The sequence below is a fragment of the Streptomyces sp. NPDC090088 genome, assembly GCF_044747345.1.
Lineage (GTDB): Bacteria > Actinomycetota > Actinomycetes > Streptomycetales > Streptomycetaceae > Streptomyces.
On the sequence record NZ_JBIVDZ010000001.1, the window covers coordinates 683,066 to 698,321 of the forward strand.

A 15,256-nucleotide genomic window follows, 5' to 3' on the forward strand; every position below is an offset into this window, starting at 1 on the left:
AGGCATGACGACGACATCTCGGCCGGGACCAGGTCCCGCGCCCGTTCCAAGCCCTGCGAAAAGTGAAGCACCCGGCACTGACAACCGGCCCCGGCTGCTGCTCGCGGTCGTCCTCGCGGCTCTGTTCATGGCCGTGCTCGACGTCTTCATCGTGAACGTCGCGGCCCCCACCATCGGTTCCGAACTGAACGCCTCCGGCGCCGACTTGCAGCTGGTCGTCGCCGGGTACGCCATCACCTACTCCGTGCTGCTGATCACCGGCGCCCGGCTCGGCGACCGGCTCGGGCACGGCCGGGTCCACCTCGCCGGCCTCGCCCTGTTCACGGCGGCCTCGCTGGCCTGCGGGCTGGCCCAGGGAGCCACCGAGCTGATCGTCTTCCGGCTGGTGCAGGGCGCCGGCTCGGCGGTGATGATCCCGCAGGTCCTCAGCATCATCCAGCGCACCTTCACCGGCGAGGCCCGCGTCCGGGCGCTCGGCGCCTACTCGGCGGTCCTCGCGGTCGGCGCCGCCGCCGGCCAGGTCGTCGGCGGCGTCCTGGTCAGCGCGGACCTGTTCGGCACCGGCTGGCGGCCGGTGTTCCTCGTCAACGTGCCGGTCGGCGCCGCACTCCTCGTCCTCGGCAGGCGCGTCCTGCCGCCCGCCGCCGGATCCGGACCCGAGCGGGCCCGCGGCATGGACCTGCCCGGGCTGGTCCTGCTGGCGGCCGCCGTGTCCCTGCTGACGGTCCCGCTCGTGCTCGGGCAGGAGGAGGACTGGCCGCTGTGGTCCTGGCTGTCCCTGACCGCCGCCGTCCTGCTGTTCGCCCTGTTCTGCGGATACGAGTCCCGGCTGGCCCGGCGCGGCGGCGCCCCGATCGTCGCCCCCCGGGTGCTCCGCCACCCCGGCATGGGAGTGGCCGTCTTCCGGATCCTCGCCGTCATGGCCGTCAACGCCGGATTCCTGTTCGCGCTCACCCTGCACGTCCAGAGCGGCCTCGGCTACAGCGCGCTGCGCGCCGGACTCACCTTCGCGCCGACCGCCGTCGTCTTCGGCGTGGTCGCGCTGACCTGGCGCCGGTGGCCCGCCTCCTGGCAGCGGTTGCTGACCCCGGCCGGGTTCGCGCTCGCCGCGCTGGGCGTGGCGGGCGTCGGACTGGCCTTCCACGGGGGCGGCGACGGGGGCGCGTGGCTCTATCTGGCGTACGCCGGCGTGGGTGCGGGGCTCGCGCTCGCCTTCAGCCCCACACTCACCGGCGCGCTCGCAACCGTGCGCCCCGAGGACGCCGCGGACGCCAGCGGCCTCCTGGCGACCGTCACCCAGCTCGGGCAGCTCATAGGCGTCGCCGCGTTCGGCACACTGTTCTTGAACCGGCTTGAGTCACTTGGGGTCCCGGAGGCGTATACCTCTGCGGAGGCGCTGTCAGCCTGCGCATGGGCGCTCGCCGCGACGGCGGCCGCGGGGGCCGTGTCCGGACTGGTACTGAGGCGTCGCTGACCGTATTGGTCCGGCCGTGGCAGAATCAAACGGCCGGAAGGGGGCGCGGCCCGACGGGAGGAGTAGCGATGCCTGCGAGCATCCTTGAGGAGGGCGGCCACCTCCTCGGTGCGGCGTTGATACGGGACACGATCACCCGCCTGCTCTGCCCTTCCTGTGGTTCCGTGCATGTGGCCCAAGTACTGGGCGACAACGGCGGGATCTCCTACGTGTGCACGGCCTGCGGCCACAGCTGGAGCTGATCGATGGGTGCACACAGGCGGAAATGCGACTGGTGCGGTAGCGGCACCCCGATCGTCCGCGACATGGAGCCGATCAACCCCGACTACCAGTACTGGTGCGAGGAATGCGCGCGGGCGCTGATCATAAAAGGCGACCCGATCGAGACCTACCGCGAGCTGGAGGGCGAGCCGATCTACGGCCGTCTCCTCGAGGAGCACTGCACACTCAAGAGGTTCTACTCGTTCGTCACGGCCTGAGCGGGGCCCGGACTCGGCAACGATGTCCGGGCGAGCACCAGGAACAGCACACCGGCGACCGTGTAGAGCGCCGACAGCGTCAAGTCGACACCGTTCTGACGCAGTTCGGGCCGGCCGAGCCCGTGCGGCACCCACCACAGGGCGTACGAGCAGAAGACCAGCCCGGTGCCCACGGCCGCCGCCCGCCGCCCGCGCGTCCACAGCAGCAGCACGACGGGCACGCACCACACCCAGTGGTGCGACCAGGACACCGGGCTGATCAGCAGCGCGGTCACCGCGCACACGGCCACCGCCCAGGCCCGCCGGCCGCGCAGCTCCGCCGTGATCGCCAGCGCGAGCCCCAGGACGGCCGTCAGAGCCGCCGCGGCGACCCAGAGGGCTCCCGGCTCTGGAGTGTGCAGGAAGCGCGCCAGAACGCCGCGCAGAGCCTGATTCGCGGTCTCCTCGGCCCTCCCCACCCGGCCCGTCCGGAACACCATCCCCGTCCAGAACCGCCACGAGTCGTACGGCAGGACGGCCGCCGCCGACAGGGTCGCCCCCGCGAAGGCGACGGCCGCCCCCCGCGCGTGCCGCAGCCACGGGCCCCCGTCCCGCCCTCCGAGACGCGCCACCAGCCCCGTCGCGAGCAGGAACACCACGAACAGGGCGGGCGTCAGCTTGACCGCCGCGGCGAGTCCCACACCCACCCCGGCCCAGCGGTCCGGGCGTTCGCCGGGACGACGTGACAGATCCCACAGAACCAGCGCGGCCAGCAGTAGGTTGACCTGCCCGTAGCGCACGGTCGTCCACACCGGCTCGCACCACACCGCCACGGCCGCGACCCACAGCACACGCTCCACGCGCGCGTGCCCGACGAGCCGCATAGACAGCCCGACGAACACCACGAGAAGAACCAGGTTCCCGACCGTCGCCAGCGTGCGCATGCTCGGGACGTCCAGCAACGTCAGGGGAGTGAACAGCAGCGCCGCGAACGGCGGGTAGGTGGATGGCAGATGAGCCGCCGTCGTACGCAGCGCGTAGAGATCGCCGCCCGCGCGGACGGTCGCCCCCTCCGCCCGGTAGACCATCAGGTCGATCATCGACACGTGCGCGGCCCGCTGCGCCGCCCAGAACGCCGCGAACGACAAGAGGCACGCCCCCAGGGCCACCGGCACCCGGCGCCGGGTCTCGGAGAACGCGATCACAGTCACGAAGTCCGACACTAGCGTCCGTATCCGCACAGAACGGAAACGATTTGGTGGTGCACCCTGTCGACCGTGTAATGTTGGCGTCGCCGCCAGGGAAACCGAGCGGAACGCAAGCAAGGGGCTATAGCTCAGTTGGTAGAGCGCCTGCATGGCATGCAGGAGGTCAGGAGTTCAATTCTCCTTAGCTCCACAGAAGTCGAAGGCGGATCATCCGGACGGATGGTCCGCCTTCGGCGTTGTTCCGAAAACAGTCCGGGGCAAACAGTCCGCGTCGTCGGCCACGGTCTTTCTCGCGCTGTTTTCTTATCACGCGCGTGGGGCGGGTCACCCGACCTCGGGTGACCCGCCCCACGCGCGTGAGTGCGCTGCGAGCTGTGCGCTCAGCGTCCCAGTGCCCGGCGGCCGCGGCCCTGGGAGAGAACCGGCAGGTTCTTGGCCGGCGCCTGCGAGCGCGTGTCCTCCTCAAGACGCAGGGCGAGCGCCGGGCAGCGGCGCACCGCGCGCAGCGCCTTGGCCTCCGCGAAGCGCGGCACCTTCGCCTGCGCCACCGTCGGGAAACCGTCCGCGCCGAGTTCGAAGACCTCCGGGAGGATGTCCGCGCACAGACCGTGACCCCGGCACAGTGTCCAGTCGACGTAGATCTTCTGGCGGCTGCCGCCACCGTTGTCCTCGGGCTCTCCGCCACCGGGGATGCCGCTGGGCAGCTTGCCGTCCTCGAAGAGCGGCAGAACGCCCTCGACGGGCCGTCCGCAGCCGTTTCCGAGGACATGTGCGGCCAGGTCGTCGGTGAACGCCTTGATCGTCGACTCCAGGAACATCGCGGAGCCGTCCGGGTGCGAGCAGGCGCCGCGCCGCTTCACGTTCTTCGCGACCTGCTTGAGCGCCTCCAGGGCGGCCGGTCCGCCGCCGTTGAGGATGTCCTCCATGCCGCGTGCGGCCGCCGGCAGACCCAGATAGCAGGGACCGCACTGTCCCGCGCTCTCCTCTGCCAGCCACTGAGCGACCCGCAGCGACTCGCCCAGCGGGCAGGTCTCCTGCGTGATCGGCAGGATGGCGCCCGCGCCGAGCGCACCGCCCACCGCGTCGAGCGAGTTGCGGGAGACGATCGCCTCGTTGACCGTGGCCGCGTCGATCCACCTGCCGTGATAGCCGCCGGTCAGCACACCCTGCGGCACCGGCGGGGCGCCGGCCAGCTGCAGGACGTAGCGCAGCGGCACACCCGTGGGAACCTCGATCACCATGGGACGGGCGACCGCGCCGGAAACCGTCAGCATCACGGTGCCCGGCTCGTCGTACAGACCGGTGTTGCCGTAACGCTCGGGGCCGATACGGGCGGCGATCGCCAGCTGCGCGAACGTCTCCGCGTTCGACAGCAGCGTGGGCGCTCCGCCGACACCGTTCTGCGAGGCACTGGTCTTGCGGCCGGGCGGGATCGCCGGGCCGCCGTCGATCGAGCGGATCAGCGACGCGGCGGCGCCGGTGACCATGCGGACCGGGTTGCGCTGGACGAACGCCTTCAGGGCGGAACGGCGGCCGGTGCTCAGGCCGCGTTCCGCGAGCGCCTGCTCCATGGACCGCTGCGTGGACTCACGGGTGACCCCGATCACGAGCGTGCGGGCACCCAGGGCCTCGGCGCACAGCAGCGCACCGTCCAGGATCAGATGCGGGGCACGGTTGATCAGCACCGTGTCCTTGCGGCAGGCCGGTTCGTCCTCGCTGCCGTTGACGACGACGACCGGCCGTACACCGCGCTTGATCGCCGCTTCCGCGACCGAGCGCAGCTTTTTGTGGAAGGGGAAGCCCGCACCGCCGCGGCCCTTCAGGTTGATGCGTTCGGAGAGTTGCGCGAGCTGCTCCCCGCCCAGGGGTTCGAGCGGCCCGTGCACCTTGAGGTGCATGGGCAGATCGAGTCTTTCGACAAGGTCGAAGCCCGACGTGAGCTGCGGAAGGCCGACCACGCGGACTTCTGGGACGTCGGGCAGGGCCTCGTTCACCTATAGCCTCCGGAAGGCGTGTTCCAAGGTTCGCCCGAACCCGGTGCGTCGAAGGACGCGCCGGGCGCTGGTTCGTTGGCGGGACCGCTGTTGTACGTGTCATTCGAGTTGTACGTGCCATAGCGGGCGTTCGTCTCACCCGTGTCGTACACATCACGTCCGACCGTTCCGCCTGTGCCCGGATTGCCATAGGCGGGGATGTTGTATCCGGTGTCCTGGAGCGGGTCGTACGCCGACGGGGGAGCCTCGCCGACCGGTGGCGGGGTCGGGACCGGCCAGCTGCCCGTGCTGGAGTTGCCGTCCATGCGCGGCATGGCCTCGGTGGCCTGCATGTCCAGCCGCTCCATGCGGGCGGTCTGCCCGGTCGCGAACGGCGACTGGGGCTGTCCGGGCGTGGACGTGGCCCGGTAGGCGGCCGCGAAGCCGGAGGCCGGCTCGGAGGTGGGTGCAGCGGTCGGGAACAGCGGGTTGGACTGCGAGGTCGCCGTGTCGGCCCGGGACGGCCGCGGCTCACGCTCGCGCATGTTGTCGTAGCCGGGCAGCCCGGACTCGCTCATCCGGGCCCGGCTGGCGTCCAGATCGTCCAGTTCCGGGCGTTCCGAGCTGCCCAGGATGGAGACAAGGCTGTCGGCGACCTTGCGCTTGAACGGGCGCGGGGCGGCGCGCAGCGCCAGTGCGGCCATCACGCCGACCAGGCACAGGTCGTAGGAGATCATGAAGAACGGCTTCGCCGCGCGGCCCGCGAACAGGCCGTGGATCAGCGCCGCGCACCAGGCCGGGTAGGCCAGCATGTGCATGGCCCGCCAGCGGGCCGCAACCACGGCCGGGGCGGCGAAGTTGCTGCGCAGCGCGCCGGTGACACCGACGAAGATCATCAGGAGTCCGGCGAGCGAGCCGAGTCCGATCAGGCCGGCGCTTCCGGTGACGCCGAGCGAGAACGGGATGATCGCCGCGATCACCACGGTGTGGTCCAGGGCGATCTTCGTGACGATGTGGATCAGCAGGAACGCGATCGAGGCGACCGCGGTCGTCCGGTGCACCGCCTGGCCGACGATCCGCTGACGGGTGTTGAGGAAGATGCGGTCCTGTGCGATCAGGCCCCAGATCACCGAGCAGCTCAGCGAGACGAGCGAGAGCACGCCCGCGCCGAAGTTCAGGAACGACTGGAACTGGCTGCCTCCGGTCAGCACAACCACGGGTATGAGCAACAGGATGACAGCGGACGCCACCCCCCAGGCCGAACGGCCTGGCTTGGGAAGCGAGCTGTTACTACGACGAGGGTTCATGGGGGCAACTCCGAGCAGTTCGGGAAAGCGGTCCCGGTGCCGCAGCCTAAGTGGCGCCATACCGATCAGTACGAGGTTTGAGTTATTGCGTTGTTATCAAAGGGCAGTGCGGCCCTTGTGGTGTCCCTTAGCGGACGTTACGCGAAGTAATTCTTGAACCTGGTTCAACTCTCGTCCCGATGGTCGCCTCAGACGCACGTGTCAACCGTTGATACGCAAGCGCGTCGCGGCTTACTCAAGCGCTGCGGTACCCTGACGCCATGCGTGCCGTACGCCTTCTGCTTAGCGGGCCGCGCTGATCAGTCCCGACCGCCGGACGAAACGGTGGGTCGGCATCGGCGCGGCGTCCCCTCCTGTGCGAGGGGATTTTTCGTTTCTAGGAAGTTCGCAGCCGCAGGCAGAGACGACCGATGGAGCTTTGAGGATCATGAGCGAGACGAACCCCGCTGCCGCCGCCACGTCGGCGGAGGCAGCGCCGCACCGCTACACGGCCGCCCTGGCGGCCGACATCGAGGCACGCTGGCAGGACATCTGGGACGCCGACGGCACCTACGCGGCCCCGAACCCCAAGGGTGACCTGGCCGGCGACCCGCAGCTGGTCGCGAGGCCCAAGAAGTTCATCATGGACATGTTCCCGTACCCGTCGGGTGCGGGCCTGCACGTCGGCCACCCCCTGGGCTACATCGCCACCGACGTCGTCGCCCGCTACCAGCGGATGAACGGCCACAACGTCCTGCACACCCTGGGCTTCGACGCCTTCGGCCTGCCCGCCGAGCAGCACGCCGTGCAGACCGGCGAGCACCCCAGGGTGACCACCGAGGCCGCCATCAACAACATGAAGTCCCAGCTGCGCCGGCTGGGCCTGGGCCACGACAAGCGCCGGTCGTTCGCCACGATCGACCCGGACTACTACAAGTGGACCCAGTGGATCTTCCTGCAGATCTTCAATTCCTGGTACGACGACGAGGCGGACAAGGCCCGTCCGATCTCCGAGCTGATCGCCCAGTTCGAGTCCGGCGAGCGTGTCGTACCGGGCCACACGCGCGCGTGGAACGAACTGACCGCCGTCGAGCGCGGTGACGTCCTGGGCGAGTTCCGCCTGGCCTACGCCTCCGACGCGCCGGTCAACTGGTGTCCCGGACTGGGCACCGTGCTGGCCAACGAGGAGGTCACCGCCGACGGCCGCTCCGAGCGCGGCAACTTCCCCGTCTTCAAGGCCAAGCTGCGCCAGTGGAACATGCGCATCACCGCCTACGCCGACCGGCTGCTGGACGACCTGAACGAGCTGGACTGGCCCGAGGCCATCAAGCTGCAGCAGCGCAACTGGATCGGCCGCAGTGAGGGCGCCCGCGTCGACTTCCCGATCGACGGCGAGAACATCACAGTCTTCACCACGCGCCCGGACACCCTGTTCGGCGCGACCTACATGGTGCTGGCCCCCGAGCACCCGCTGGTCGACAAGTTCGTCCCGGCCGCCTGGCCCGAGGGCACCCATGACGTGTGGACCGGCGGGCACGCCACCCCGGCCGAGGCCGTCGCCGCGTACCGCGCGCAGGCCGGCGCCAAGTCCGACGTGGAACGGCAGGCCGAGGCCAAGGACAAGACGGGTGTGTTCACGGGTGCGTACGCGACCAACCCGGTCAACGGCGACCGGATCCCGGTCTTCATCGCCGACTACGTCCTGATGGGCTACGGCACCGGCGCGATCATGGCCGTACCGGCCGGAGACCAGCGCGACTTCGAGTTCGCGCGCGCCTTCGAGCTGCCGATCGTCTGCATCGTCGAGCCGACCGACGGCCGCGGTACGGACACCGCGACGTGGGAGGACGCCTTCGGGTCCTACGACGCGAAGATCATCAACTCCTCCAACGACGACATCAAGCTGGACGGCCTGCCGGTCGCCGAGGCCAAGGCCCGGATCACCGAGTGGCTGGCCCGCAAGGGCATCGGCGAGGGCACCGTCAACTTCCGGCTGCGCGACTGGCTGTTCAGCCGCCAGCGCTACTGGGGCGAGCCCTTCCCGATCGTCTACGACGAGGACGGCGTCGCCCACTCGCTGCCCGAGTCGATGCTGCCGCTGGAGCTGCCGGAGGTCGAGGACTACTCGCCGCGCACCTTCGACCCGGAGGACGCGGACACCCGGCCCGAGACGCCGCTGTCGCGCAACGAGGACTGGGTCGACGTCACCCTGGACCTGGGCGACGGACCGAAGAAGTACCGCCGCGAGACCAACACCATGCCCAACTGGGCCGGTTCCTGCTGGTACGAGCTGCGTTACCTGGACCCGCGCAACAGCGAGCAGCTGGTCGACCCGGAGATCGAGCAGTACTGGATGGGCCCGCGCGAGGGCATGCCGCACGGCGGTGTCGACCTGTACGTCGGCGGCGCCGAACACGCCGTGCTGCACCTGCTGTACGCCCGTTTCTGGTCGAAGGTCCTGTACGACCTGGGACATGTCTCGTCCGCCGAGCCGTTCCACAAGCTGTTCAACCAGGGCATGATCCAGGCCTACGTCTACCGCGACGGCCGCGGATTCCCGGTGCCCGCCGCCGACGTCGAGGAGCGGGACGGCGCGTACTACTACGAGGGCGAGAAGGTCACCCGTCTGCTGGGCAAGATGGGCAAGTCCCTGAAGAACGCGGTGACTCCGGACGAGATCTGTGCCGAGTACGGCGCCGACACGCTGCGCCTGTACGAGATGGCGATGGGGCCGCTGGACGTCTCCCGGCCGTGGGACACCCGCGCGGTGGTCGGTCAGTTCCGGCTGCTGCAGCGGCTGTGGCGCAACATCGTCGACGAGGCGACCGGTGAGATCACCGTCACCGACACCGAACCCGACGAGGAGACGCTGCGTGTCCTGCACAAGGTGATCGACGGTGTCCGCCAGGACCTGGAGGGCCTGCGCTTCAACACCGCCATCGCCAAGGTCACCGAGCTGAACAACCACCTGACCAAGACCGGTACCGCCGTGTCGCGTACGGTCGCCGAGCCGCTGGTGCTGATGATCGCGCCGCTGGCTCCGCACATCGCCGAGGAACTGTGGCGCAAGCTGGGCCACACCGACTCGGTCGTGCACCGCGACTTCCCCGTCGCCGACCCGAATTACGTCGTCGACGAGACCGTGACCTGCGTCGTGCAGATCAAGGGCAAGGTCAAGGCCCGTCTGGAGGTGCCGCCGGCGATCTCCGACGAAGAGCTGGAGAAGGTGGCTCTGGCCGACGAGACGGTCGTGAAGGCGCTGGGTGGTGCCGGGATCCGGAAGGTGATCGTGCGTGCGCCGAAGCTGGTGAACATCGTCACGGCGTGATGCCGTAGGCCGTCTCCGGGTGGTCCCCTACGGGCAGGTTCGGGGTTTTTTGGAACTCCGGACCTGCCCTTTGCGTTTACCGTTGAAGAGCGCGGCCGCACCCCTGCTGTCGTAGAGACGGTTGGGTCGGCCGGGAGCGAGGAGGAGCACCGTGGAAACAGTGATCGCCGTATTCGCCGTGCTGTTCCTGCTCTTCGTCGCCGGCGGGGCGTATGTCACCTTCAAGGCGGTCGGTGCCGCCAAGCGCGGCGTGGACCGTACGATCACGCAGGCCCGGCGCACCGTCGAGGATCACACGCTGCGGGCCAAGTCCATGGTTCAGCTCGGCCCGGCGGGCGAGATCGCCCAGTTGCGGCTCGCTCTGCGCACCTCGATGCGGGCCACCCAGGAAGCGTTGCACGCGGGTGTCGCCGAGGACGAGTCGTTGAAGGAGTCCCTCGGCCTCTTCCAGCGGCTCAGCGCGCACGGACACGAACTGGACGGCGAACTGCGGCGCCTGGAGTCCGAGCCGGACCGGGCCACGCTCGCCGCACGCCTGCCCGAGCTGCGTCGGCGCACCGAGCGCATCACCGAGTCCGCGGACGCGTTGCGCTGGGCGGCCCGGGACCGGGCCCGCCGGTTCGCCGACGACGATCTGGACACCTTGAGCACACAGATCGGTGTCGAGGCGGACGCCCTGCGGCACTGGACCGGGCCGGGCACCGCGTCCGGGCCGGAAACCCGGCCGTGGCCCGAGGCCGCCGCCGGACCGGCCGACCGGCAGACCTGGCCGGAAGCCCCCGGGGCCGCTGCGGCCGGGGATCCGGTACAGCCCGCGATCACCCCGCCCGGCCGGCGTCAGGCGTACCCCTGGCAGAAGAAGCCCCGGCCGGAGAGCACCACTTGAACCGGCCGGTCCCGGTCCGGGTGAGCGGGGGTGGACTGCCGCCCCTGGGCTACGCCAGGTAACCTCCAGCTCATGTCCCGCCATGTCGCGATCGTCACCGATTCAACGGCCTACCTGCCGCCGCGGACGATGGAGCGCCACGGCATCACCGCGGTACCCCTGACCGTAGTCCTCGGCGACCGGGCCCTCGAAGAGGGCACCGAGATCTCCACCCGTTCCCTTGCGCAGGCTTTGCAGAAGCGCCGCCCTGTCACCACGTCCCGGCCCAGCCCCGAGGTGTTCGCGGCAACCTATCGCAGGGTCGCCGAGTCCGGGGCCACCGGCATCGTCTCGCTGCACCTGTCCGCCGAACTGTCCGGCACCTACGACGCGGCGGTCGTCGCGGCCCGCGAAGCACCCGTCCCGGTGCGGGTGGTGGACACCGGGATGGTCGCGATGGCCCTCGGTTTCTGCGCGCTCGCGGCGGCCGAGGCCGCCGAGGCGGGCGGCACCGTCGACGAGGCCGTCACGGCGGCGGAGAAACGGGCCGCCGGCACCTCCGCGTACTTCTATGTGGACACCCTCGACTATCTGCGCCGTGGCGGCCGCATCGGCGCCGCCCAGGCCCTGCTCGGCTCCGCGCTCGCCGTGAAACCCCTGCTCCAGCTGGACGGCGGCCGGATCGAACTCCTCGAGAAGGTCCGGACGGCGTCCCGGGCCATCGCCCGCCTCGAGGAGCTCGCCGCCGAGCGTGCGGGCGGCGCCGAGGTGGACATCGCCGTCCACCACCTCGCCGCCCCCGACCGTGCCTCGGCTCTCGCCGACCGGCTGCGGGCCCGAGTGCCCGGCCTGGCCGACCTGCATGTGAGCGAGGTCGGCGCGGTCATCGGGGCACACACCGGCCCCGGACTGCTCGGGGCCGTCGTCTCCCCACGGTGACGCGGTGACGCGGTGACGCGGTGACCTGTGGACCAGGAAGCGGCGCTCTCCCCTTCTTCACTCGTGCGAGTGGTGAAGTTATCCATAACTCCGCCGTGATCCACGGAAATTGAGCAAGATCATCGCGAATCGGCGGGAAGCCCGATCCTCGTCGCATGGCACTTCGATCACGCTCACACGAGACACACGCGACCAGCGGCCCGGGCCGGGGCCCCGCCTCCGACGGCCGCACCCGGCACCGCCGGCCCTCCGTCCGGGTCCGCACCCGGCACCGCCCGGCCCCGGCGGACAAACTGCGCCGCCGGGCCGAACTCCTCTTCGGGGAACGCGGAATCACCCGCCCGCATCCGGGCCAGGGCCCGCCGAGCGCGGCCACGGTGACCGGCTCAGGGCCCGCGACCGGACTGACCGCGGCCACCGCCGGGGTGCGTGCCGCCACGACCGGGGTACGCACCGCCGCTGCCGCACTGACCACGGCGGCGGCCGTGATGTCCTCCGCCCGTGCGCTGGCCGGCGCGGCGACGGCCCACGGCGAGCCGGCGCTGCCCAGGCTGCGGGCCCGCTTCGGGTCCGCCGTGCGGGAGCGGATGCCGGTGTGGCTGCAGACCCGCTGCGGTCTGGAACGCCGGGGCGCGGTCGCCCTCGGGGTGGTCCTCGTCGCGGCGGCGGCCCTGGCCGCGCAGCACTTCTGGACGGGCCGCACCGAGTCCGTGACCGCGCCCGAGGTGGTACGCGCCGAGGCGCCGTACGAGAAGAACGAGGAGCAGGTCCAGGCCACGGGCACCGGTACCGTCGCCGCGTCCGGCGGGCCGGGCGGCGAGATCGTCGTGGACGTCACCGGGAAGGTCCGTGAGCCGGGCGTCCACACCCTGCCGGCCGGGTCCCGGGTGACCGACGCGCTGCGGGCGGCGGGCGGAGTACGGCCCGGTACGGACACCGACGGACTCAACCGGGCCCGCTTCCTGGTGGACGGCGAACAGGTCGTCGTCGGGGGACCCGCCCCGCCGGCCGCACCGGGCCAGGCCACGGGGGCTACGACGGGAACGGGCCCGGCCGCCCCGATCCTGCTGAACTCGGCGACCGTGGAGCAGCTCGACGCCCTGCCCGGAGTCGGCCCCGTGCTGGCCCAGCACATCGTCGACTACCGCACCGAACACGGCGGTTTCCGCTCCGTCGGCGAACTCCGCCAGGTCAAGGGCATCGGCGACCGCCGCTTCTCCGACCTGCGGGATCTGGTACGGCCATGAGCCGTGCGACCGGCGGTACCCCGCCGGGATCCGCGACCGGGCGCCCTCCCGGGCACACCGGCTCGGGCCGCCGGGACGGGACTGCTCACCCCCGCCGTGACGGGACTGCCCACCCCCGCCGCGACGGGACTGCTCACCCCCGCCGTGACGGGACTGCCCACCCCCGTCGGCCCGGAACTGCCCACCGCCGGCGGGACACGACGGCCGACCTGCGGCTGGTGCCGCCCGCGCTGGCCGCCTGGGCGACGGCGGCGCTGACGCTGGACACACCGCCGCGGTGGACGGCGGGGCTCGCCGTCGCCTGCCTGGTCGCCGGGATGCTCCTGCTGTGGCGGAGCCGGACCGGCGCCCGGCCGGGGACGTCGGCCGCCGACATCCTGTCCTCCCGGGGGACTTGGCGGAACGCCTCCGTCGGCGCCCTGCTCCTGTGCGTCGCCGGGGCCGCCGCGTCGGCCGGGCTGCACGGGGCGGATGTGCGACGGGGGCCGGTGCCGGAGCTGGCCCGCGGGTACACGACCGTGACCGCTGAGGTGGAACTCACCGGCGACCCCTGGGTCAGCAGGCCGCGCGTGCGAGGGGACCACGCCACGACGGCCGCCGTGCTGGTACGCGCGGAGGTGCGCCGGGTGGAGAACGGTGACGGGACGGCGCTGACGACGCGTTCGCCGGTGCTGGTGGCCGTCGACCCGCAGGTGCGGGCGCCCGGTGGCGGCGGGCGGGCGCGGTGGCTCGGGCTGCTGCCCTCCACGCGGCTGCGGGTGAGCGGGCGGCTGGCGCCCGCGACGGCCGGCGGGGACCGGGTCGCGGCGATGCTGCGGGTGCGGGAGTCGCCCGCGCCGGTGGTGGTGGGCGAGCCGAACGGCCCGCAGCGGCTCGCCGGACGTCTGCGGGCCGGGCTGCGGGAAGCGACCGACGGGCTGCCCGGGGATGCGCGGGCCCTGCTGCCCGGGCTGGTCGTCGGGGACACCTCACGGATCACCCCCGAACTGGACGAGGCCTTCAAAGAGACCGATCTCGCGCACACCCTCGCGGTGTCGGGCAGCAACCTCACCATCCTGCTCGCCCTGCTCATCGGGCCGCCGGGACTGGCTCAGCAGGTCGAGCGGCGCGGCCTCGCCCCACGCCTCGGGCTGTCGCTGCGGGGGACCGCGCTGCTCGCGTCGGCGCTCACGCTCGGCTTCGTCGTCGTGTGCCGGCCGGACCCCAGCGTGCTGCGGGCCGCGGCCTGCGGAGCCGTCGCCCTGCTGGCCCTCGCCACCGGCCGCCGCAGATCCCTGATCCCGGCGCTCGCGACGACGGTTCTGCTGCTGGTGCTGTACGACCCGTGGCTGGCCCGCAGTTACGGCTTCCTGCTGTCCGTGCTGGCCACCGGGGCGCTGCTGGTCCTGGCGCCCGGCTGGAGCGAGGCGCTGCGGCGGCGCGGGGTGCCGCAGCGGCTGGCCGAGGGCCTGGGCGCCGCCGCGGCGGCGCAGGCGGTGTGCGCGCCGGTGGTGGCGGTGCTGTCGGCGCGGGTGAGCCTGGTGGCGGTGCCCTGCAATCTGCTGGCCGAGATCGCGGTCGCGCCGGCCACCGTGCTGGGGTTCGCGTCGCTCGCGGCGGCCCCGGTGGCGATGCCGGCGGCCAAGGCACTGGCCTGGTGCGCGGGTTGGCCCGCCGGATGGATCGCGGGGATCGCCCGGACCGGGGCCGAGCTGCCGGGTGCGGGCGTGGACTGGCCCGGGAGCTGGACGGGGGCTCTGCTGCTGGCGGTGGTCACCGTGGCCGTCGTAGCGCTGGGGCGGCGGTTGCTGCGGCATCCGTGGTGGTGCGGGGCGCTGGGGGTGCTGCTCCTGCTGCTGGTGGTACGGCCCGTGCCGCTGACCCGGGTGATCACGGGCTGGCCGCCGCCCGGCTGGCGGCTGGCGATGTGCGACGTCGGGCAGGGCGACGCGACCGTGCTCGCGGCGGGTGCGGGCGCCGGCGTGGTGGTGGACGCCGGGCCCGATCCGGCGCTGGTCGACCACTGTCTGCGAGAACTCGGCATCACCCGCGTTCCGCTGGTCGTCCTGACCCACTTCCACGCCGACCATGTGGCCGGCCTGCCCGGGGTGCTGCGTGGCCGTGAGGTGGCGCAGATCGAGACGACCGGGTTCGAGGAACCCGCCGACCAGGCCGGGTTCGTGAGAAGGGAGGCGGCCGAGCACGGGATCCCGGTCACGCGCGCGGTCGCCGGGGAGCGGCGCAGGACGGGACCGCTGGACTGGCAGGTGCTGTGGCCGCCTCCGGCCCCGGCACTCGAACCGGACGGTCCGAACGACGCCAGCGTCGCTCTGCTGGTGCGGTCGGCCGGACTGCGGATGCTGCTCCTCGGCGACCTCGAACCCCCGGCCCAGGAGGAACTGCTGAGATCATGAGAATTTCAGTCACGGATGGCACTGCCCGTGGAGGCTGACCTGCAGCGGCGACATGGCCTGTCAGGGGTAGTTGGCACTGAATATC

Annotated in this window: 10 protein-coding genes, 1 tRNA gene and 1 pseudogene; 9 read left to right on the forward strand and 3 right to left on the reverse strand. The window is 71.7% G+C overall.

Going from position 1 to position 15,256, the window contains the following annotated elements; all coding sequences use genetic code 11:
• Positions 1-4 precede the first annotated feature (4 nt).
• From ACIPSJ_RS03155 to ACIPSJ_RS03165, 3 genes are all read left to right on the forward strand, one after another.
• Entirely contained in the window at positions 5-1,474 is a 1,470-nt protein-coding gene (locus ACIPSJ_RS03155) for an MFS transporter (RefSeq protein ID WP_401343005.1), read from the forward strand.
• A 68-nt stretch (positions 1,475-1,542) separates the two neighbouring features.
• On the forward strand, positions 1,543-1,716 hold the full coding sequence (locus tag ACIPSJ_RS03160; RefSeq protein ID WP_107483215.1) for a hypothetical protein: 174 nt from the start codon (positions 1,543-1,545) through the stop codon (positions 1,714-1,716).
• A 3-nt stretch (positions 1,717-1,719) separates the two neighbouring features.
• Positions 1,720-1,953 carry a hypothetical protein gene (locus ACIPSJ_RS03165; protein ID WP_006136074.1) on the forward strand — a complete coding sequence of 78 codons (234 nt, stop codon included), beginning with the start codon at positions 1,720-1,722 and terminating at the stop codon, positions 1,951-1,953.
• Here the strand turns inward: ACIPSJ_RS03165 and ACIPSJ_RS03170 are convergent.
• Positions 1,932-3,143 (reverse strand): glycosyltransferase 87 family protein, encoded by a 1,212-nt coding sequence (locus tag ACIPSJ_RS03170; protein WP_401343006.1) that lies wholly within the window; start codon positions 3,141-3,143, stop codon positions 1,932-1,934. The genes ACIPSJ_RS03165 and ACIPSJ_RS03170 overlap by 22 nt on opposite strands.
• 114 nt (positions 3,144-3,257) lie before the next feature.
• Here ACIPSJ_RS03170 and ACIPSJ_RS03175 point away from each other — a divergent pair.
• Positions 3,258-3,330: transfer RNA gene (locus ACIPSJ_RS03175), tRNA-Ala, on the forward strand.
• A 190-nt stretch (positions 3,331-3,520) separates the two neighbouring features.
• On the opposite strand, the gene ACIPSJ_RS03180 is transcribed toward ACIPSJ_RS03175, so the two are convergent.
• Positions 3,521-5,134, reverse strand: a complete 1,614-nt coding sequence (locus tag ACIPSJ_RS03180; RefSeq protein ID WP_355728677.1) for an NADH-ubiquinone oxidoreductase-F iron-sulfur binding region domain-containing protein — start codon at positions 5,132-5,134, stop codon at positions 3,521-3,523.
• Positions 5,131-6,420 (reverse strand): cytochrome b/b6 domain-containing protein, encoded by a 1,290-nt coding sequence (locus tag ACIPSJ_RS03185; protein WP_401343008.1) that lies wholly within the window; start codon positions 6,418-6,420, stop codon positions 5,131-5,133. Before ACIPSJ_RS03185 ends, ACIPSJ_RS03180 begins: the two co-directional genes overlap by 4 nt.
• Positions 6,421-6,847: 427 nt before the next feature.
• Between ACIPSJ_RS03185 and leuS the strand changes: the two genes are divergently transcribed.
• The 5 genes and pseudogenes from leuS to ACIPSJ_RS03210 form a co-directional block, all read left to right on the forward strand.
• Complete coding sequence (gene leuS / locus ACIPSJ_RS03190) at positions 6,848-9,727, forward strand: leucine--tRNA ligase (protein ID WP_401343010.1); 2,880 nt, start codon at positions 6,848-6,850, stop codon at positions 9,725-9,727.
• A gap of 151 nt (positions 9,728-9,878) precedes the next feature.
• Positions 9,879-10,613 (forward strand): hypothetical protein, encoded by a 735-nt coding sequence (locus ACIPSJ_RS03195; protein ID WP_401343012.1) that lies wholly within the window; start codon positions 9,879-9,881, stop codon positions 10,611-10,613.
• A 72-nt stretch (positions 10,614-10,685) separates the two neighbouring features.
• Complete coding sequence (locus tag ACIPSJ_RS03200; RefSeq protein ID WP_359224442.1) at positions 10,686-11,531, forward strand: DegV family protein; 846 nt, start codon at positions 10,686-10,688, stop codon at positions 11,529-11,531.
• Positions 11,532-11,686: 155 nt separating this feature from the next.
• Entirely contained in the window at positions 11,687-12,778 is a 1,092-nt protein-coding gene (locus tag ACIPSJ_RS03205) for a helix-hairpin-helix domain-containing protein (RefSeq protein WP_401343014.1), read from the forward strand.
• A pseudogene (locus tag ACIPSJ_RS03210) lies at positions 12,775-15,168 on the forward strand (ComEC/Rec2 family competence protein); the annotation flags it as partial. The gene ACIPSJ_RS03205 and the pseudogene ACIPSJ_RS03210, both read left to right, overlap by 4 nt.
• Positions 15,169-15,256: the final 88 nt, after the last annotated feature.